This is a genomic window from Paenibacillus massiliensis 2301065 = DSM 16942 (genome assembly GCF_000377505.1).
In the GTDB taxonomy this organism is placed as follows: domain Bacteria; phylum Bacillota; class Bacilli; order Paenibacillales; family Paenibacillaceae; genus Paenibacillus; species Paenibacillus massiliensis.
In genome coordinates, this window is record NZ_KB898200.1 from 14,171 (window position 1) to 34,291 (window position 20,121).

Annotated in this window: 16 protein-coding genes; 14 read left to right on the forward strand and 2 right to left on the reverse strand. The window is 37.1% G+C overall.

The genetic code is table 11. From position 1 onward, the window contains the following. Positions 1–42: 42 nt before the first annotated feature. Together tagD and D328_RS0124030 are read right to left on the reverse strand one after the other, a co-directional pair. Positions 43–435 carry a glycerol-3-phosphate cytidylyltransferase gene (tagD, locus tag D328_RS0124025; RefSeq protein WP_018887603.1) on the reverse strand — a complete coding sequence of 131 codons (393 nt, stop codon included), beginning with the start codon at positions 433–435 and terminating at the stop codon, positions 43–45. A 15-nt stretch (positions 436–450) separates the two neighbouring features. Next, positions 451–1,932, reverse strand: coding sequence for a CDP-glycerol glycerophosphotransferase family protein (locus tag D328_RS0124030; protein ID WP_018887604.1), 1,482 nt, complete (start codon positions 1,930–1,932; stop codon positions 451–453). Between the two features lie 206 nt (positions 1,933–2,138). Between D328_RS0124030 and D328_RS0124035 the strand changes: the two genes are divergently transcribed. From D328_RS0124035 to D328_RS0124100, 14 genes are all read left to right on the forward strand, one after another. Next, positions 2,139–3,221: a glycosyltransferase gene (locus D328_RS0124035; RefSeq protein ID WP_018887605.1), complete on the forward strand. Its 1,083-nt coding sequence runs from the start codon at positions 2,139–2,141 to the stop codon at positions 3,219–3,221. 108 nt (positions 3,222–3,329) lie between these two features. Then, complete coding sequence (locus D328_RS0124040) at positions 3,330–5,405, forward strand: methyltransferase domain-containing protein (RefSeq protein ID WP_026281357.1); 2,076 nt, start codon at positions 3,330–3,332, stop codon at positions 5,403–5,405. A gap of 22 nt (positions 5,406–5,427) precedes the next feature. After that, positions 5,428–8,166: a glycosyltransferase family 2 protein gene (locus tag D328_RS30460; protein WP_018887607.1), complete on the forward strand. Its 2,739-nt coding sequence runs from the start codon at positions 5,428–5,430 to the stop codon at positions 8,164–8,166. A 60-nt stretch (positions 8,167–8,226) separates the two neighbouring features. Then, positions 8,227–9,006 (forward strand): glucose-1-phosphate cytidylyltransferase, encoded by a 780-nt coding sequence (gene rfbF / locus D328_RS0124050; protein WP_018887608.1) that lies wholly within the window; start codon positions 8,227–8,229, stop codon positions 9,004–9,006. A gap of 28 nt (positions 9,007–9,034) precedes the next feature. Beyond that, positions 9,035–10,123, forward strand: coding sequence for an NAD-dependent epimerase/dehydratase family protein (locus tag D328_RS0124055; protein WP_018887609.1), 1,089 nt, complete (start codon positions 9,035–9,037; stop codon positions 10,121–10,123). Then, positions 10,120–11,247 (forward strand): FkbM family methyltransferase, encoded by a 1,128-nt coding sequence (locus tag D328_RS0124060; protein WP_018887610.1) that lies wholly within the window; start codon positions 10,120–10,122, stop codon positions 11,245–11,247. Before D328_RS0124055 ends, D328_RS0124060 begins: the two co-directional genes overlap by 4 nt. A 48-nt stretch (positions 11,248–11,295) precedes the next feature. Continuing rightward, positions 11,296–12,621, forward strand: a complete 1,326-nt coding sequence (locus D328_RS0124065) for a nucleotide sugar dehydrogenase (protein WP_018887611.1) — start codon at positions 11,296–11,298, stop codon at positions 12,619–12,621. A 36-nt stretch (positions 12,622–12,657) separates the two neighbouring features. Beyond that, positions 12,658–13,839, forward strand: a complete 1,182-nt coding sequence (locus D328_RS0124070) for a glycosyltransferase (RefSeq protein ID WP_018887612.1) — start codon at positions 12,658–12,660, stop codon at positions 13,837–13,839. After that, on the forward strand, positions 13,823–15,112 hold the full coding sequence (locus D328_RS0124075; protein WP_018887613.1) for a UDP-glucose dehydrogenase family protein: 1,290 nt from the start codon (positions 13,823–13,825) through the stop codon (positions 15,110–15,112). The genes D328_RS0124070 and D328_RS0124075 overlap by 17 nt, the downstream gene beginning before the upstream one ends. 8 nt (positions 15,113–15,120) lie before the next feature. Then, the gene (locus tag D328_RS0124080; protein WP_018887614.1) at positions 15,121–16,422 is read left to right on the forward strand and encodes a glycosyltransferase family 2 protein; all 1,302 of its coding nucleotides are present in this window, start codon (positions 15,121–15,123) and stop codon (positions 16,420–16,422) included. A 23-nt stretch (positions 16,423–16,445) separates the two neighbouring features. Further along, positions 16,446–17,396 carry a glycosyltransferase family 2 protein gene (locus D328_RS0124085; RefSeq protein WP_018887615.1) on the forward strand — a complete coding sequence of 317 codons (951 nt, stop codon included), beginning with the start codon at positions 16,446–16,448 and terminating at the stop codon, positions 17,394–17,396. Positions 17,397–17,666: 270 nt separating this feature from the next. Continuing rightward, entirely contained in the window at positions 17,667–18,902 is a 1,236-nt protein-coding gene (fliB, locus tag D328_RS0124090; protein ID WP_233426241.1) for a flagellin lysine-N-methylase, read from the forward strand. Then, entirely contained in the window at positions 18,899–19,642 is a 744-nt protein-coding gene (locus D328_RS0124095) for a glycosyltransferase family 2 protein (protein ID WP_018887617.1), read from the forward strand. The genes fliB and D328_RS0124095 overlap by 4 nt, the downstream gene beginning before the upstream one ends. Positions 19,643–19,856: 214 nt before the next feature. Continuing rightward, the gene (locus tag D328_RS0124100; RefSeq protein WP_018887618.1) at positions 19,857–20,054 is read left to right on the forward strand and encodes a cold shock domain-containing protein; all 198 of its coding nucleotides are present in this window, start codon (positions 19,857–19,859) and stop codon (positions 20,052–20,054) included. Positions 20,055–20,121 lie beyond the last annotated feature (67 nt).

A 20,121-nucleotide genomic window follows, 5' to 3' on the forward strand; every position in this document is an offset into this window, starting at 1 on the left:
CCTGACATTTAGATCAGTGATGCCTCTTATCATTTTTGCAGGTTAAGAAGTGCCGGATAAGTTATCTTTAATAGATGTGGTGGATATATCAGGCGTACGCTCCAGATAAATAACCTCGCAGTGAGCAGAGAGCTCATCGAACTTTCCTCTCCAATCATCACCCATTACGAAAATATCAATGTCATAGTCAACAATATCATGCTGCTTTTGCTCCCAGTTACGCTCTGGAATGACGGTGTCCACGTATTTTATGGCTTCAAGCATCATTTTGCGTTTCTCATAGGAAAAGTACGCATGCTTCCCTTTAATATGGTTGAAGCCATCTGTAGATAAAGCGACCGTAAGATGATCTCCCAATTCTCTCGCACGTTGCAGCAATAAGATATGGCCATAATGAAGGAGGTCAAATGTCCCGTAGGTAATGACTTTTTTCATAAAGTGCCTCCTATTTTATACGAGCTGTTGTAGCTTGTTGCGTAACAGTTCGGCTAAGTCTGGTTTTGTACATTGTGCTGCTGCTTTCTCATAGTATTGTCTGGCTAGCTTTAATTGGCCTACAAGCTCATACACATAGCCTAAATTATACAGGAGATCTTCATCCCAAGGGAAATGTTGATGTCCTGCCGAGAAATTTTTGATTGCACTTTGTGGATCATTATTACTTAAGTGCAGCATTCCGTTCATGGCGAAAATGTCTGAGTCGGCTTTGTTATTCTCCAGATACTTTTGAATAGCACCATTAGCTTGTTCTAAGTGCCCTTGCTCAATCATTCCTTGAATAACCCGCTTTACCTGCTGCTGCATTTGTTTATGCTCTTGATAGCTAACTCTTCTTTTGTGGATTTCCTCCTGATGGGTCTCAATGTAGCTGTCGATATGATGCCAGATCCGCTCTGAGGATCCATTGTCCTTATAGTGATGGCTCAGATTGAGGATCGTGCTTCGCTCACTACTGAACCATTCGGTCTCTGTCTCAAAACGCTGGATGGCTTCGAGTAGCTCGGTCTGAGAGCTTAATTGGGGTCCAGGTGCCCAGAAATCATAGGGTTCAAGCAGGAAGCCGCGATTAGCCCTATATTCCTCCAAATCAGTAGCTAGAAAAATAATCGGTCGCTCTAACAACAAATAATCGATATAGACCGAAGAATAATCGGTAATCAGCATATCCGCTGCGCCTAGAACGTCATAAAGGTCTAGGTTAGCTTCCATTAGCTGGTTATCACTCAATGAAAAAACACCTTGGCTGGATAGCTCCTGCAGCTCCTTTTTAAAGTATTGCTCTTCAAACGGGTGAAGCTTAAGGACAAGGGATAGATTGTGCTCTTTCAAAAATTGTATTAGCTGTGTCTTGTTGAAATCTGGAAGTCCGAATACATTTCCAGTATGCTTGCCTCCGTCAACCTTATCAGGAGTAACAATCGACTGACGGAAAGTCGGCATGTAAAAGATGACCTTTCCGTCTCCTAGACCAGGAAATAATCGCTTGAGATGCTGCACTGAATTTGAACTGAATAGCGCATCATTGCGTGGCATGCCTGTAACTTGATATTTGGATATGTTGGCACCGTTGCAGGCGTTCATAAGTGTGTTATAGAGAGTGGAGTAAGACATAATCATATCCACTTCGGACCAATGTTTATGGATATCCTCATCAGGCAGTTTTTCGTTCCGGTCCATCTTTGCCATCGTTTTTAGTGGGAAGCCATGCCATAAATCAATATTCACTTTTTCATAATGCGACAAATATTCACCATGGGTGGTGATATAGACATCACTTTCATCAAGGTATCGGTTATAAAGGGTTTGCTCTTTCGTCAGCAGCTCAATGTCATATTTAGAAAGTAAATGCTCAGGTGCTCCCTGAAATAAGTGATAATTATTGGATCCAGAGGCAGATAAGTGGAATAAAGTGATCTTGATTTTAGAATTCATGCATATATTCCCTTCCGGCTTAAAATAGTAGTTATATCATTTATCGGCTGTTTCCTGTTAGAGATAAAGGGAATAACAGATATTAATATTTACTGTCAAAAAATACAATATAGATATAGTGATTTCTAGTCTCTTCGAATTGTGAAGATCAACCGATAATAACTATAACAGTGTAAATGTGAGAACTTTTCGTATGAGAGGTAGCCATGAATAAAACGATTTCCTTAGTTATGATTGTGAAAAATGAAGAAAGGCATCTTAGAAGATGTCTTGAAAGCGTAGTGAATTATGTAGATGAGATCATCGTTGTAGATACGGGCTCTACGGATCAGACCCAACGGATTGCAGCAGAATTTCAAGCAAAGGTATATGAATATACCTGGGGTGATGACTTTGCAGCGGCACGTAACTTTGCCTTGGACAAGTCTACTTGTGACTGGTGTCTGGTGATGGATGCCGACGAGTATATCTCAAATGATCCTTCGATTGCATTGCAGGAGCTGATGTCTTATCCTGCTCCAGTCGTTGGAAAGGTGAAGATCAACAATAAATTCCAAGGGCAGACGGGTGTAGAGTACGAACAAATCTATATTACTCGGCTTTTTCCATCGACTTGTCGTTATAGTGGCACAATCCACGAGCAAATTAATGCGGATTATCCCCGAATACGGGTCAATGTAGAGATTGAGCATGACGGCTACTTTCAACAAACAAAGGGTGAACGGAACGTTCCTTTGTTATTGGCCATGATTCAGCAGCATCCTCATGATCCTTATTACTATTATCAACTGGCCAAGGAATATCGCGGGCTGGAGCAGCATCAGCTGACATTTGAGTACTTACGTAAAGCTTATGAATTGCTTACCAGGCAGGAATCGTATGCCCCTTCTCTGATTGTGAATTATATGTATGCTATGATGGCGTCCGGTAATCTGGAGTTTGGCATTGACGTAATCAATGAAGAGCAAGATTTCTTGTATGATTATCCCGATTTCTTTTTTGTATCTGCCTTGTACTTACTAGAGTTGATTATGAGTGAACCAGCCAAATACGAGCATCTCCTTTCATTCATTGAACAAAACTACATGAGGGCTTTGGAGATTGGTGAGAACGGGCAGGAAGGAAGTATTAAGGGAACGGGAAGCTACGCAGCTCACCATAACCTTGGTGTCTTCTACGAGGTACTGGGGGACATAAAGCACGCTAAAGAGCAGTACGCTGCTGCATCTTTGTATCACTATGAACCTTCCATTGCGAGATTGAGTGTTTTAGAAAATCAGCATGTCTAAGGATAGTCGAATCTAGTTAGGCCTAAAGAAGTTATTTTGTCGATGTTCTGTCGAAAAAACACAAATAAACCGATAATTAAGATAACAATGAGCGTAAAGGAGTTCTCCATGCACAAGACTAGCATAATACTTAACGCAGCCCCAAATATTCAAGAATATCTGGCTGCCTCCATTGATAATATACGCAGATTTACTGAAAGAGGGGCTTATGAATTAATCGTCGTGGAGCATGGAGGCTCTCTTAAACAAAAAGAGTGGCTGGCAGATCAGACGGATATTCTCACGTTATTTCACGATAGTCCCTTGACGGAAGGCCAAGTCTGGAATAGAGGTATCGAGATGTCCTCTGGTAATAGTGTCTTGTTATTACATAGTGACACTCTGGTAACGGAGTACTGGCTGGATTATATGATTCAGTCTTTATATCAGAATGAAGATATTGCAGGTGTAGGACCTCTATCTAATCATGCTATTGGTGATCAGGTTATAGAGGTTAATTATGATTCGATGGAGGGTATGCTCCAATTTGGCCGCAACTGCAATCGCAGCTTTGGCTTGAAGCAGCAGGTTACACTGTCAGGCTTCTGTCTGTTCTTAAAAAGGGACGTGATAGATTCGATTGGGTCATTTCACGAGCAGCTTCAGGGGCAAGAGCTAACCGTAGATTACTGTCTAAGAATTGCACAGGTAAAATATAGATTAATGGTCTGTACTAATGTGTTTGTTCATCATTATGGAGTTGACAATTCTAGTGAATTGAGTTCGGAAAACATATTTAAATCACTGTGGGGATTCTGTGCCACGGAGTTGCAACCCTTCCCAGAGCTAGTATCCATGCTCCCTTCTAGTATATCTAATTCCTCCCGCCTACTGTTATTTGGAAGTGGTAATGGAGGGACATTGCTGACATTAAAGGGGGGTTTCCCTGAATTAGAATTGCACATTGTTGAAAACAATAAAGTGGCACGCGTGACCAGCCAAAGGTTAAACTTTGATTCAATTAAAATATCGGAATCGTTATCTGATTACGATGGTGAGCAAGATTCTTTTGATTATATCCTTTTAAATACGTTCAGCGATGTGAAGGAAACATTACGGCACTGTGAGCGCTTATTAAAAAAAGATGGGAAGCTAATCATATGCCTCCCCAACGTATATCATTATTCAACGATACTAAGTCTGGTGAACGGTACAGAATTAGAAGAACGTAATATTACAAGTTGGAGTATTAGCAGTTTTGTAAGTTTATTGGAAAATACCAATTTCCAAGTGAAAACAGCTGAAGCAGTAAGAGTGTCAATGTCAGAAAAAGAAACCGAATTAATAAATGGGTTAACACGTTCTAACTCCAATCAATTAACAGAGTACTCGGATATTAGTCGCTTTTGGATTATAGCCAGTAAAGTACCTAGTATTGCAAAGATACAGGAAGATTTTGATCAACTATTTCAAAGCCCAAGCGAGGAGCTTGTTGAGCAGATCCTGCAGAGTTCCTCGGGTACCATCTTAAAAGCTGCAAAATCCTATAATGGGCCGATTATTCCATTATTAAATTATTTAGCACTGTCCTATTACGAACGAAATGAAATGAGAGAGGTCTTTCCATTATTATCAGCGGCCTATGAGTTGAATCCTGAGGACCCAACTACACTGTGTAACCTTGGAACAGTATATTATGGTGTAGGTGACAACGAAAAGGCCCTACACTGGTTAGAAAGTATTCAAGCTAGAAGCGAACAGGTTGAAAGCTGGATAAGCAAAATACAATCTGAGATATCTCAGCGAAACGACTTAATAAAACAAATCAAACTTAGTCTGCTGCGGATTGAGCATAATGTCGATAGACAAGGGTCAATGGGTAAACTCGAAGAAATCATAAATAGAGAAGATGCTGATTTCATTATGAATGAGATTCGAGAGTTTGTAGAATCGAGTATTTTAGATAAAAATAATACTCTTCAATTTCTGATGAGCTACTTTTATAAGAGGGAGATATGGGGAGTTGCTCTAAATATGACTGAAATTCTTTTAGGATATACAAAAGATGATAAAATTCTGACGTTTGCTGGGTTTTTAATGGTGAAATTAAGTAGGTTCAAGGATGCCCTTTCTTATTTGAAAGAAGTCAAGCATCCTGATTCACAGACTTTGTCACTAATTAGAAATCTGGAATTGAACAACTAGATTGTGGAATGAAGGTGATGAGATGGAAGTTGGTCAGCTTAAAATAAGTGTAATCATGCCTATGTTTAATGTTGATGAATATATAGTCGATACAATCAACTCAGTTCTAAGTCAGACCTTAACAGAGTTTGAGTTCATTATAATTGACGACAACTCAACTGATCGTAGTTATGAAATTGCCTCAGCCTATGCACAGTCAGATGCCCGTATAATCTTAAGCAAACATTCATCCAAGGGTGCCTCCTCCATTAGGAATTTGGGCATGGAAAAGGCCCAAGGTAAATACATCTTATTTTTAGATGCAGATGATATATTGGCGCCTAAAGGATTAGAAATTCTATATGGGTGTGCAGTTGATCAAGAAGCAGATTTAATTGTTGGTCATCATGAGATGTTTATGAATGATTATAAGGAGATTCCTTGGATTTTTAAGGAGTTCAAAAGTTTAAATATCCCTGGTGAAAAAAGCCTTTTAAAGGATAAAGAATTATTGCAGCTTCCTTACTGCTGGGGGAAGTTATATTCAAAAAGTCTTTTAGATAAGATATCTTTTCCTGAAGAAATAGTTTTCGGGGAAGACCAGGTCTTTATAACAGAAGCCTATTTAAGAGCACAGAAGATATTTCTAACTGATTCAATTGTCTATTCCTATCGTAAACGAGAAGGCCAAATTACACAGTCTGGATATCTGTTGCCGGATAGATATTTAAGGGATATTATTAGTGTTTTTGAAAAAGTGCAGGACCAAATGAGAACAAGCATTGATAAAAAAGAGGATGCAGAGAATCTCTATATATACTACTTACACCACTATTTAAGAAGGAATTTGCTTAGCAATTTAGCTAATGGGCTATTAAGTGATGATCTTCCCCTTCAATTAGCAGTGATGAAGAATTATAAAGAGTGGCTACAAACTCTTGAAATTAATGTGTGTATAGGGATTAAAAAACAATTGGAATTTATAAATCTATCAATTGAGAAAATGCTACCTGTTTTTAGTGTGGAGGCAATTGCGGCATACGAAGACTTAAGTAATACACTCCAACTACTAGAAAAGCAGAAGGGGAATGGTCACAAAACGCCGTTAATAACCATCCAAACGACTGCTTATAATGTAGAAAAATACATTCGCGAATGTGCTGATAGCATATTGAATCAGACATTCGAGAACTTTGAATGGGTTGTAGTTGATAATGGATCAACAGACTCGACCGGAGATATCCTTCGTGAATATGCTATTAAAGATTCAAGGATTAAGCTTTTTAAGAACGAGAAAAATACTATTATTCATAAGGCAGAAATGAATTCAGAGTATGTAAATTACTTATTAAATCTTCGCTCCGAGTATTGGTGTATGTTAGATAGTGATGATACCATACATCCAGATTTTTTGAATGAACTTTACACGTTGGCTAAAACATGTGATGCAGATATTGCAATGGCAGGTTCACAGAAAGTCTATGAAGAGAATAATCGCCCGAATGATTTAAGGCCTTGCCCGAATTTTGAGGTTCAGCAAATTTCTCAACTGGGAGAATTATTTCCGGATATTTATTTTTTGCTTAGTGTTCAGTGGGGAAAGTTAGTTAAGGTGTCAGTGTTAGAAAAGCAAAGAGCCTATAGAACTAAAAATTTAGAGAGAGTATTAAGGCACGCAAATGATACAATGTTCACCTTGGATTTATTGAAATTTTCAAACAGTGTAGTTGGTATAAATAGAATTCTTCATAATTATAGAATAAGATCTAACTCCTACTATCATTCGCAAATTGATAAACATAGATATCTTGATTATTTGTTTATATACGAAGAGAGTGAAAAATTGTTAAATGGATGGGGAGGAATCAACGAAAGAACTACAAAATTTCTTGCTGTTACTTTGATGAACTCATTATTAGTTTGTATAAGGGTCTACGTGGATTCGAAAGTAGTTTCGCTGAAGGATAAGTTAGAAGGAATCCAAGAACTTTTAGCAAATAAAGATATCTTAACTATAGCTGACGGCGAGGCTTTGGGGCCGGTATTTGTAGCTGAAGCTTTAGAAAATTTGAAAACTATAGCCATGCAGGTCGAGAAAGAAAATCTTCCTACAGCAATAGTGCATTATATATATAGGCTTGTTGAATCAATTCGTATCGTTAATTCGAATGCAGAGAATAAAATAAGTGCATTATTATTATTTTTATCCTCTGTTTGTGATAATAAAAACAATAATAAAATAGGATCTATTTTCTTATATCCATTTTTAACTATGTTTTGCAATAGACATTACAAAAGTTTAGAAGATGCAGGAGTAACTGCTGAATTTTTATCTTCAGATAACGATTTACTTCGTGAGCTAGTAAATGGAAATGTTGAAAGGGCTATAGAGATTTGTTTGAATTATTCACATAAATCGGAATATAGTAACGTTATGAAAGTTTTGACTCAAATTTCATTTGATCAAAATAGAGATTCTATTAATAAGGAAGTAGAATTCTTGGCTCTAGCGAGTCCTAATATAAGTGATAATGAACTAGCAGAAGTAATTATAAGAATTTTAACAGTGAGCCCTCTTAATAAAGATGCATTAATTCATAAACTAATTTTGATGCATCGGCTCGGTGATTTCATTACAGCACTCGAGACTGCTGAAGTTTTAAGAGTATTCTACCCGAAGGACAACAAAGTTTTATTATTAATTGCCCAATTTTATAGTGCAATTGGATTAATTGAGCAAAGCGAAAGTCTACGAATTGTAGGCCATTCAGACCTTGAGTAACCACTCATCATCTTTTTCGTATAATCTGAATTTTTAGAAAAGTAATAGGGGCGTGTAAAAATGAAAGTTGTGATTCTGGCTGGGGGATATGGTACTAGAATTAGTGAGGAAAGTCATTTAAAACCAAAGCCTATGATTGAGATAGGCGATAAGCCAATTCTTTGGCATATTATGAAAATCTACAGTCATTACGGATATAACGATTTTATAATTTGTCTTGGTTATAAAGGTTATGTCATAAAGGAATTTTTCGCTGATTATTACCTTCATGCCTCAGATGTTACCTTTGACTTTGTAAATGAGAACCGACTAACCATCCACAATAATGTATCTGAGCCTTGGCGTGTTACGCTGGTTGATACGGGGCGTGACACTATGACTGGTGGAAGGATAAAAAGAATTCAGAAATATATAGGCCAAGAAAGATTTATGATGACTTATGGAGATGGAGTTTCTGATGTAGATATTAGCGCTCTTGAACAATACCATTCTCTGTCAGGCGGTTTAGTTACAATGACAGCAATTCAGCCTGGAGGGCGATTCGGTGTACTAGATATTGACGAAGCTACAAATCGAGTAGAAAGGTTTGCAGAGAAATCGAAAGAGGATGGTGGATGGATCAACGGAGGTTTTATGGTAATTGAGCCTGAAATATTTGATTATATTCATGACGACAAGACAGTATTTGAAAGCGAAGCTTTATCAAGAGTTGCTGAAGATGATAAGTTGGAAGCTTTCAAACACCATGGTTTTTGGCAGTGTATGGATACCCAACGTGACAAGGGAGTTTTGGAAAACCTTTGGAGAAGTGAAAAAGCGCCTTGGAAATTATGGGATTAACTACATTGAAGTGAAATGGGGTTTTTAGGTGGTAATATCTAACATTACGAAAAATGATATGAGTTTTATCTATAATAATTTGTCTCAGGATGACAAAGAAAAGTTGAAGGGCAGCACGCTTCTCGTTACGGGTTATGCTGGATCACTCGGATATTCGTTACTTCACTTTTTTGTTGAATATGGTGAAGTGTTAGGTGTTAAAAAAGTGTTTGGCATTGATAATTATATGTTTGGAAAACCAGCATGGGTTAAAAGAGTTTCAGAGCATCCTTTATTTGATTTGCGCGAGTTGGATATTATTAATTGTGATCTCGAATTTGCAGAGAGTGCTGATATTATTTTTCATATGGCTTCACTAGCCTCTCCTGTTTATTATCGACTACATCCGATAGAGACAATTGATGCGGATGTAACTGGGGTAAGACGTCTATTAGAATTTTATAAAACCAAAAAAATAAAAGGTTTTTTATTTTATTCTAGTAGTGAGATTTATGGGGACCCCCATCTTTCTCAAATTCCAACTCCAGAAGAATATTGGGGGAATGTTAATCCTTGTGGACCTAGAGCCTGTTATGATGAATCAAAACGTTTTGGCGAAACACTCTGTTATAATTTTTCAAGACAGTTTGGTATGCCAACAACAATCGTACGTCCTTTTAATAATTATGGACCTGGGATGAGAATTAATGATCAACGGGTTGTAGCTGATTTTGCTCAAGCTATAGTAAATAATGAGGATATTGTTATTTACTCGGATGGTACTCCAACACGAACCTTTGACTATATCCCTGATGCTACAGTCGGTTATATAAAGTGTGCATTGTATGGGAAGTTTGACATATTTAATATTGGATCTGATGGTCCAGAAATTAGTGTGAGACAGCTAGCTGAAATGTACCGTAATATTGGTTTTGAAATTAATCAGTATTCTGGAAATATATCATTTAAAGTTCATAATGATGAGGAATATCTTGTTGATAATCCTAATAGACGTTGTCCCAATATAAATAAAGCAAAACATATACTTGGTTATAATCCTCAAATTCATATTGAGGAGGGAATAAAAAGATATCTTAATTATTTGGTGAATTGCGACCGAGAGGAGTATTTCTGGTGAATGATTTTTCGATCGATATGTTGACAAACCAAGAAAATAAAGCCGATATTTTTTTGAAAATATGTTCTGAGGCTTTAGAAAAAGAAAAAAAACCGATAATTTTGTTGGGATCAGGGATAATTGGTGAGTTTTATTTGAGTTATATTAAAGAAATTGAAATGGATGTAGAAATATTATTTTGCGATAATGACCCTATTAAATGGGGAACATATATAAATGGGATTCTTGTAATTAGCTTTGAAGAATTGATCCAAAGATATAGGGACTCTTATTTTATCATTTCATCATTTAATTACTATGATGAGTTAAATACTCAATTATCAAATTATGCTTTGGAACCACTTGTGAAATTGAAGAAAAACGAGATTTTTGTCGATGATTATGATTTTTATTTCAAATTTAAAAACTATAAAAAAGTAATTGAAAATAATTTACTTAAATTTAAACAAGTTTATGATCTTCTTGAGGATGAAGAATCAAGAAGGATATTTATCGATAGAATAAACTATTGTATTTCTTTAAACAGCAATTTTTTGGCTCCCCTAAGAAGTCAATCACCTCAGTATTTTGAGGAGGGGATAATTTCATTGAATGATGATGAAATTTTCATTGATGGTGGAGGATGCATCGGAGAAACAGTTAAAGAGTTTGTAGACCAAACTGGGGGTCAGTATAGAAAGATTTATTCTCTGGAGCCCGAGACTGTTAAACATAAGGAATACTCAAAAAGAGTATTCATGGATGAGAAAATAGAAATTGTGCCTATGGGTCTATGGAATAAACGTTCGAAACTTAAGTTTGTTGGCAGGAATAGTGGCACCAGTTCTATTTCTCCAAACGGCAACATGGAGGTGGATGTAATATCCATAGATGAATTGCTGCATGGTTCAGAAGCTACTTTTATCAAAATGGACATTGAAGGTTCAGAGATGAAAGCACTGATTGGAGCTCAAAATACTATTGAAACTTATAGGCCAAAGTTAGGAATATGTATTTATCATGAACCATTAGATATTGTTGACATACCTTTGTACATTAAAGGGCTTGTCCCAGAGTATAAAATCTATATGAGGCACTATAATTATGGTTCATCTGAAACAGTTTGCTATGCAATAAGTATCTGAATATTAGAAAGTTTCACCTCGTGACAAGTTTAAAAGGCGGTGGTTTGAGTGAGTGATGTAAGCGACAAAGCCCTTGTACTAATTGATAAAATAAAATCCAGAAAATTAACTGTGGGTATAGTTGGTTTGGGTTATGTTGGTCTTCCGTTGGCCTTGGCGTTCACAAACGCATTGATAAAAGTCATTGGATTTGATATAGACCCGTCTAAAATTAGAGCTCTAAAAAAGGGAGAAAGTTATTTTTCTCATATTGACTCTAGTCAAATAAAAGAAGCTGTAGAAAAAGGATTATTAGACGGAACAACTGAATTTTCAAGAGTTCAGGAAACAGATATTGTCATTTTGTGTTTGCCTACCCCACTGAATAAATATAGAGAACCTGACTTATCTTATGTTACAGGCACACTAGAGTCTATATTACCTTATTTAAGAAAAAATCAGGTAATAAGTCTTGAGAGTACGACCTATCCTGGAACAACTGATGAAGAGCTTAAAACAAGATTGGAGGAAAATGGTTTTAGAATTGGCGAAGACTTTTATTTGATTTATTCACCTGAACGAGAAGATCCAGGAAATCCTAATTTTACAACTAGAACTATTCCTAAAATAGTTGGAGGTACTACTCAAAATTGTTTGAAAGTAGGAACTGCACTGTATGAGATTGTTGTTAGTAACGTGATACCAGTAAGTTCCACAAGGGTTGCAGAACTAACAAAACTTCTCGAAAATATTTATCGCTCTATTAACATAGGGCTTGTTAATGAAATGAAAATTATTGCTGATAAAATGAATATTGATATCTGGGAGGTGATAGAGGCTGCTTCGTCAAAACCTTTCGGATTTACTCCTTTTACTCCAGGACCTGGATTAGGTGGACACTGCATACCAATTGATCCATTCTATCTGACTTGGAAGGCAAAGGAATATGGGATTCATTCTAAATTTATAGAATTGTCTGGGGAAGTAAATACTTCAATGCCTAGTTGGGTCATCAACAAGGTCTCAGATGGTCTCAATGAAAGAGAGAAATCAATTAAAAATTCTAATATCCTAATAGTAGGTTTGTCATACAAAAAAAATATTGATGATATTAGAGAGTCTCCCTCAGTTGAACTTATGGAAATTCTAAGAGATAAAGGTGCTAAGCTTTACTATTCTGATCCTTATATCCCTTCCTTTCCTAAAATGCGTGAGCATTTTTTTCATATGGAAAGTGTTGAGTTAACTACTGATATTTTAGAAAAAATGGATTGTGTTTTGATTAGTACAGATCATGATCTTTTTGATTATGATTTAATTCTTAAACACAGTGACTTAATTGTAGATACAAGAGGCGTTTATAGAGGTGAAAAGGAAAACGTTATACGAGCATAATCAAATCCTTCAAGATTTTGAAAGGTGCTAATTTTTATGATAAGAGGAAATAAAATCAAAGCTTTATTTGTTAATGGTTTGCCTATTGATATGGGAGGAATTGAAAAGTCAACTATGGAAATTCTACGCGAGATTAATCATGAAAAGTTGCAGCTTGATTTCGCAGTAAGAAAGCCCGATAAAGGTTGTTTTCACGATGAAATAGAAAATTATGGTGGGGAAATATACAATGTTTTTGAAAAGACTAAGCATAAGGGAAAGAAAAAATGGAATTTAATAATGGATATATACTCCTTATTTGGGTTCTATAGAATTCTCAAACAAAAAGGCCCTTACAACGCGATTCACATTGTTCATCCTTTTCTTGATGGTTTTTTAATTATTGCCGCCATATTAGCTAAGGTTCCGGTTAGAATCGTTCATAGCCGTTATACTGGGATAGATGACAAAATTAAACCTGGTATTCTTCTTAAATTAACTCGTAAGTTTAGAGCTTCATTATGCAAAAAATATGCTACTCATATTTGGGGATGTTCAATAGCTGCAGCCCAACATCATTTTGGTAAAACAATAACGGATGATAAAAGGTTGGAGATACCTGAAAATCCAATAAAAGTAGTTGATTATTTGACGAAGAAATGTACTAAGGATGAAGCATGCTCCATCTTGAATATTTCTTATGACAATATAAATTTTTTGCATGTTGGTAGGTTTACAGATTCAAAAAACCAGTTATTCCTACTCTCTTTATTCTCCCAATTATTAACGAGTGAAGGAAACATTCATTTGGTAATAGTGGGGGGAGGGGCATTGGAAGATCAATTGAAAGATCGTATACAAACTCTTGGTATTGAACGTAATGTGACTATGTTACCAAGTGATACAAACATACAGATCGCTCTCGCAGCATCAGACTATTTTCTCTTTCCCTCATTGTATGAAGGTTTTGGTAATGTCCTAATTGAAGCACAAGCAGCTGGAGTCCCATGTATAGCATCCGATAGATGTCCAACTGAAACCAATATGGGCTTAATTGATTATCTTCCTTTAGAGCAAGGAACGGAGTTATGGGAAAAATTTATTTTGAACATTTTAAAGAATCCAAATAACAGGGAACTTATGGTCGAAAAGATTCTAAATCATGATGTAACAGTAGTTGCTCCTCGCATGGAAGGTGTATATATAAAAGGACAAAAATACTATGAAAACTACAATTGAGAAGCTAGGTGAAGGGTTAATGAACTATAAAATAACAGTTTTCGGCCTTGGATTCGTAGGATTAACTACGGCCCTTGCCTTTGCAGAAAAAGGTCATACAGTTCATGGTTATGATGTTAATGTACAAAGAACAGAATTACTTAATTCAGGTAAGCTCCCATTTGTAGAACCAGGCTTAGATGATGCATTATTAAGACATATAAATAATAAATTTAGTATTACCACAGATGTAATTACTTCTGTCAAAGAAAGTGATTTTATTTTTCTGTGCGTCGGCACGCCACAAGGAGAGAATGGCGAAGCTGATTTGAAGTATATTTTCTCTGCTATAGATACTTTCTCGCCTATTTTAAATGATAGTAAGTATAGAACAGTAGTTATTAAATCTACAATTCCACCATCGACTACTGCTGAACGAATAGTACCCTATTTTTCTTCGAAAGACCTACTCCCGGGTAAAGAATTTAGTATTGCCAATAATCCTGAGTTTCTCAGGGAAGGGAAATGTTGGGAGGATATGATGAATGCCGATCGCATTGTGTGCGGAGTGGCTGATTCTAGAGGTGAAGAGATGCTCAAATCTCTATATCGTTCGTTTGATTCCCCTTTCTTTGGAGTTTCTTTGAATACTGGTGAATACATTAAATATTTATCCAACACCCTACTAGCTACGATGATTAGTTATGCAAATGAAATGTCTAAAGTTGCTGATGCAATTGGTGGTATTCAAATTAAAGAAGCGTTCGAGATTCTTCATATGGATCGTCGTTGGGGGGGGGCTTCAATGGCGTCTTATGTCTACCCTGGTTGTGGTTATGGTGGATATTGTTTGCCAAAGGACACACAAGCCATGTATGCTAAATCGCTATCGAAAGGATATGCACCTGAAATTTTAAAACATGTAATTGAAGTTAATGATACAATGCCTGAATTTATGGTAGATAGAATCATGAAGGTTGCAAAAGAAACGGACAGTATAGGAATACTTGGTTTATCCTTCAAGCCTGGTTCAGATGATGTAAGAGATAGTTCCTCAGCTAAAATTATAAAATCATTAATGGCGTCCAATTATAAAAATATTAATGTGTTTGATCCTGTTGCTAATAAAGCATTTGCTAGTGAGTATGATCTAAGTATAAATTACTACGATACCTTAGATGAGATTTGTACCGAATCTACAGTGCTTGTTTTAGTCACCGCATGGGACGAATTTGCTGCAGTCAATAAAAAATATCCATTAAAGACATTTGTAGACTGTAGATATTATTTGTGAGGTGTTTTATGCCACTTTTGAGTATTATCATTCCAGTGTATAATGTTGAACATTATCTTGAAGATTGCCTCAAAAGCATACTTAGCCAATTATTTCAGGATTATGAGGTTATCCTAGTTAATAATGCATCAACTGATAGTAGTGGAAGTATATGTAGCAAGTATGCCGAACAATACAGTTGCATAAGGACAGTTCATCTCGAGCGTAATGTACTACCTGCTGGAGCAAGAAATGTTGGGCTAGAGATCTCGCAAGGCGATTATGTACACTTTTGTGACAGTGATGATTATTACACTGAAGGAAGTTTGCAATTATTGGCGGATTTACTGAATCAAAGGGGCCCATCGGTTGTAATGGGCCAATTTTTATGTGTTCCTGAAAAAGGGGCATATGTAACCTCCGATGTTGATTTAAACTCAGAAATCATAGAAAAAGGAAACTCATCAAATATATCTGAGTATCTTCTTTCTTTGCCACAGTTATTATGCACTCCATGGAGACTGGTCGTAAAAAGGGATGTTCTTATAACTAATGATATAAAGTTTCCTGAGGGGATCCACTCAGAAGATGAGGAGTGGTTCCCAAAAGTTATCTGCTGCTCAGACACTTTTGCACATCTACCAGTTCCCTTTTACTGTTACCGTCCAAGAGCAGTTGGTTCTATCACTTCATCCAAATCATTCATAAATAGTAAGTCACACCTTGTGGTAGCATTGAATTTAATTCGTTTTTTACTGAATAAAAAATACACAGATAGAAGAAAAAAACTGATTGAATCACGAATCACTTTTCTATTGGGGCTGTTTTCAACTCGATGTGATACCTTTACCAGGTCTGAAATTGCCGAGTTGGCAGTTATTTTGAGAGAGGAGCTAGAGCCATTAACAGATGTTGAAGAGTCTCTTTATTCTTCACTATTCAAACTTGTGAGTCTATTTGGAGCTACTATGGGATTGCAGTTGTATAAAACTCTTGTTGAAGAAGTTACTATAGGTTTGGTATCAACCCACGAGGGCAAAGATATCTATGTTTTTCCAACGGGCTATAACGGTGAGGCAACTGCAAGAATTTTGAAAAAGCAAGGATACAGTGTGAAAGGTTTCTTAGATAATAGCGTGTCAAAAGCAGGTTCTGAGTTAAATGAACTTCCAGTAATGTTACCAAGTGTTCTTCAAGAGATACCGGCTTCTAATCTTGAAAATACCTTTGTCATCATATCAACGCAGCAGGAAAAAATATCAAGCGCTTTAATGAATCAACTTAGAGAATTAGGCTTGAAGGATAGTCAATTTGCTAAAAGAATTTATTAGTGAAATTAGGGGGGGAGAGTAGGATGGAACTTAGTCCACATAAAATGAGCGTTATAATGTGCACTTATAATAGACCAGAATTTCTGGAACGTTCCATTGAAAGCATTCTCTCGCAAACATTTGAGGATTTTGAATTTGTATTAGTTAATAATGGATCGACGGATAGCAGTTTTGAATTGTGTGAGTATTATCAAGCAAAAGACAAACGAATCAAACTTATCAATATCCCGATCAACGAAGGAGCTGCTAAAGGTAGAAACAGGGGGCTAATGGAAGCTTCGGGGGAGTATATAACCTTTGTTGATGATGATGACTATTGTGAACCAAGGATGCTGCAGGTTCTTTGGGAGTTATCTCAGACATATGATGCTGATATTGCTTTATGCGGTAGTTGGAATAATATTAACGGGGAATTAGAGCCTTATTTTATATTTGATGACACCCTTGTACTTAATAAAGTTCAAGCACTAGACGAGCTTTTGTTAAGAAAACGTTATAATGTTGCTCCCCCTACAAAGTTATTTCGAAAAAAACTATTTGATGGCGTAACATTTAAGGAAAATGTTTTGGTGGATGACATACATGTGATTTATAAGGTTTTTGCCAACGCGGATATAGTGGTAGCTAACGGTGAACCTCTTTATAGTTTTAGAAAACATCCTAATAATATGACGCATTTTATTCAGAGTAATAGGCCTTCTCCAGAAATTATTAAGGAATACTTATCAGCATTTAAAGAGCGTACAGCTTATCTATCTGAAAAAGTGAGACCAATATCAGAGAGGGCTAAATACTCAGAACTCTCATATATGTTATCCATGTGCAATAGAATTAAAAACTTTGAAGAAATTGATTATTCTAAGCACTACAATGAAATGTTAAATGAAATTAGTGATAATTACCAATTTTTGATTAATTGCCCTTACACTGAGGAAGAAGAAATAAAGCTTCTTAATACACTAATGATACGATAAAATGTTGAACTATAATAGTAAGTGGCGTAATGAAGTATTATGCGAATAATTAAGTTATACATTTTCGAATGATGGAGCCGTGACAAATCCCTGCTGTCCTAACTAGCAGGGATTTATTATTTGAGCACTCATTGGAATAGGCTGTTGTAGATTTAATTTGATATGCCGATATTCTTTAGAGAAGCCCTTGTGTAGTTAAAATGCTAATGGACTAGGTCCTAATTTAGGAGTGAACGTATGAGCACAGCAAAGGCACTTGTCCCTGAATATATGACACAATTTCAATGTATTGGTTCCACATGTGAGGACAGCTGCTGCATTGGTTGGAAGGTTGTTATGGATAAGAAAACATACCAAAATCTTTCCAACGTACCACATAAGCAGCTCAGAGAGACCTTTAAGAATGGTTCTGTAAAACGGGAGCAGAAGGTCCGAACGGATGATCAATTTGCCATGATGAAAATGGATGCGGAGACAGGCTGCTGCTCCATGCTGAATGAACAGAAGCTATGCAACATTCATGCTTCCATTGGTGAGAACTATCTAGCGCCAATCTGTGCAACTTATCCACGTAATATTCACTACGTCAACGAACAGCAGGAAATATCGGCAGTCATGTCCTGTCCTGAAGCAGCACGGCTAGCGTTATTGAATCCTGACAAAATGGCATTCACTTATGTCGAACCTGTAGAGTATGGGAACGCGCTGATTAAAGCTAACATTTTTCCAGAGCGCCAGTCCGCCAACTATATGGGAGCATTTTGGCCAATTCGTATTTTTGTCATTGAGATCCTGCAGAGTAGAGAGTTCAGCTTTCCACATCGAATGTTAGTTCTGGGACTGTTTTGTGAGCAGCTGCAGCAACTTATCAGCCAAGGTATGGATCAGGAAGATAAGGTTCAAGATCTGATTGAGCGCTTTAAAATCATGATGACAACGAATGAAGAGCTGCGTAACTTCGATACTTTTCCGACAAATTCAGAGTTCCAATTCATTACATTAAATAATATTGTGTCGAAAAATCTGAATAACATCGGCTCTAATGAAAGATTCAGAGAATGTATCAGGGATTACCTGGAGGGCATGAACCCAAGCGAGCTGGAGAACAGGACGGAGGCTAATGTCGTTGATCGATATGATCAGGCTTACATGGACTACTATAAGCCTTTCATGGATGAGCATGAGCATATTTTTGAGAACTATGCGGTGAACTTTATGTTCTCACACCTGTTCCCCAAGAATAATAGCCGAAATGTATTTAAGATCTATACGATCTTGGTTAGCCATTATGTACTGATGAAATTACTGCTCATCGGAATGTCAGCGAAGCATCAGGGCTTAACGGCTCAATTGGTAGTAAAGCTTATACAGACATTTACCAAGACCTCGGAGCATTCCAATCAATATGTAGATAACATCCTGGAATTCCTGACGGCTAACCAGTATGGGACGGTAGGCCACATGAGTCTGTTGATTAAGAATGGATTGGGGGAAGTAGCCAAATGAGTGTATCAGCAGCTATGATTGTAAGAGATTCCGAGCGATGTATTGCTCGCTGCCTGGATAGTATAGTTGATGCTGTAGATGAGATTGTCATCGTGGATACGGGTTCTACGGATCGAACATTGGATATTATCGAGCAATATATCAAGAACTATCATCATATTAAGCTCTATCACTTCAAATGGATTGATGACTTTGCCGCTGCGCGCAACTACTCTCTTGGGAAGGTTACCCACGACTGGGTATTTGTCGTTGACTCCGATGATGTTTTGCCCGCCACAGAGCAGGCAAAGGTGCGCTCTTATGTCCAGAGACAGCTGGAGACAGCGCAGGAAGCCGTCTTTGATATTGTATATGATAACACCGTGGCCGGAGACATCGTTGAGGTAATTGAAGTGGGATATGTAAGACTGTTCCCGGCGCATTTAAGATATGAGGATCGCATCCATGAACAGATATCCTTTGGGGACCTGCCACGGCTACGGAGTGATATTCACTTGCTGCATGATGGCTATGACGTAAACATTGTCGACCTTAAGGCCAAGAAGAAACGTAACGTTGACTTACTCATTGCGAGTCTGCAGGCTAATCAAGATAACGCCAGATTATGGCTTCATTTGGCAAGAGAGATGTCCGTGCTGGATCAGGCTAAGGCGCGGAGATATCTGGATATTGCAGAATCAAAGACTAGTAATGTTGATCTCTTAAGGCTTATTAATAATGAAAGATCAGCAATATCCTAATTATCTTGTAGCTACTGTTTCATGTTCTCTGAATCCGGTTACTAATCAATAAAGTGTACTCTACCCATAGATTCGACAAGTATTTACATTAGCATGACATTATATTACAAAAAAACATTTACATTTCCAATTGACAATGGATAACCTTGGGTGGTATAGTCGGAAATGTGGGCGAGAGCTTCACTTCATTTGATGACGAAGGGAATGTTAGTGCATGCAAGGTAAAGTAAAATGGTTTAACGCAGAAAAAGGTTACGGTTTCATTGAAACAGCCGAAGGCGGCGACGTATTCGTACATTTCTCCGCAATCCAATCTGAAGGCTTCAAAACCCTCGAAGAAGGACAAGACGTTGAATTCGATATCGTTGAAGGCGCTCGTGGTCCGCAAGCAGCTAACGTAATCAAATTATAATCATCCCGGCTCGGCCGACCTACATAATTGGTAAGATGGTTAGCAATTTAGACAACGCTAGCAATAA